The organism is Brachybacterium sp. HMSC06H03 (genome assembly GCF_001807385.1).
GTDB lineage: Bacteria > Actinomycetota > Actinomycetes > Actinomycetales > Dermabacteraceae > Brachybacterium > Brachybacterium conglomeratum.
Window position 1 is genome coordinate 1 of record NZ_KV788637.1, and the last position, 1,551, is coordinate 1,551.

Sequence of the window (1,551 nt, forward strand, 5' to 3'; positions counted from 1 at the left end):
CCCGCCACCCGCGGCTCGGGCGGCGCCGCCGTGGCGCTGCCGGGGCTGGTGTGCGCGAACGGCCACGCGAACTCGCCGGAGAGGTCGGCGTGCCGGCTCTGCGCCGCGCCGCTCAGCGGCCCCACCCGCACCGTCGCACGCCCGCCGCTGGGCGCCGTCGCGGTGAGCACGGGGGAGGGGTTCGTGCTCGACCGCACCGCCGTCATCGGCCGGCGCCCCCGGGCGTCCCGCGTCAGCGGCAGCGACGTGCCGCAGCTGATCACGGTGCCGAGCCCGCAGCAGGACATCTCCCGCTCGCACCTCGAGCTGAGGCTCGAGGGATGGCACGTGGTCGCGCTCGACCTCGGCACCACCAACGGCACCACGCTGCACCGCGAGGGCTACGAGCCGCTGCGGCTGCGCCCCCGCGAGGGCGTGGTGCTCCACGACGGCGACCTGCTGGACCTGGGGGATGAAGTGCACCTGACGTACGGGGAGAAGCCATGAGCTCGAGACCGCCCTCGGCACCGCCGCGCCTGGCCGGCTACGAGTACGAGAAGCTGCTCGGCTCGGGCGGGTTCGCGGACGTGTTCCTGTACCGCCAGGCACGGCCGCAGCGCCGCGTCGCGATCAAGGTGATGCTGTCCACGGTGCTCGACGACTCCGTGCGCCATCAGTTCGACTCCGAAGCCAACGTCATGGCCCAGATGTCGACCCACCCCTCGATCGTCACGATCCACCAGGCCGAGGTCTCCGAGGACCACCGCCCCTACATCGTGATGGAGTACTGCTCGCGCCCGAACTACGGCGTGCGCTTCCGCAAGGAGCGGATCACCGTCGCCGAGGCGCTGCGCGTGGGCGTCCAGATCGCCGGTGCCGTGGAGACCGCGCACCGCGCCGGGATCCTCCACCGCGACATCAAACCCGCGAACATCCTGGTCACCGACTACAACCGGCCCGCCCTCACCGACTTCGGCATCTCCATCGCCGCCGGGCAGGGGGACGACGTCGAGGACTCGCAGGGCATGTCGATCCCCTGGTCGCCGCCCGAGTTCTTCGCCGACCCGCCGCGCGCCGACGTGCGCAGCGACGTGTTCTCCCTCGCCGCGAGCGTGTACTCGCTGCTGGCCGGGCAGACTCCCTTCGAACGGCGCGGGCAGCGCAACACCGCCACCGACCTGATCCAGCGCATCGCGAGCGAGCCGCTGCCGGCCCTGAACCGTCCCGACGTGCCCCCGGAACTGAACCGCGCGCTGTCCATCGCGATGGCGAAGGACCCCGCCGGCCGCTACGACACCGCGCTGGCCTTCGGCCGTGCGCTGCAGCAGGTGGAGCTCTCGCTCTCGCTCCCGGTCACCCAGATGGACGTGCTGGACGACCGCGGCGCCGCCCCCGCCCACGACGGCGATGACGACGAGCTCGTCGAGCACACCCGGATCCGGAAGGTCGCCACCGTCGACCCCGAGACGGGCACCGGCCCCGGCGGCCGTCGGCGCAGGGACCCCTATGCCGGGGTCGCCCCGGCGCTCGGAGCCGCCCCCGCCCCGGCGGGTCCCGCGAGCTGGTCGGGCG

General features: G+C 73.6%; 2 protein-coding genes. Both read left to right on the forward strand.

Translation table 11 applies throughout. From position 1 onward, the window contains the following. The coding region (locus tag HMPREF3159_RS00540; protein ID WP_141748003.1) for an FHA domain-containing protein at window positions 1-486 on the forward strand (486 nt) is incomplete at its 5' end. After that, window positions 483-1,551, forward strand: a 1,069-nt coding sequence (locus HMPREF3159_RS00545; protein WP_141748004.1) for a serine/threonine-protein kinase, incomplete at its 3' end; no start/stop codon positions are given. The genes HMPREF3159_RS00540 and HMPREF3159_RS00545, both read left to right, overlap by 4 nt.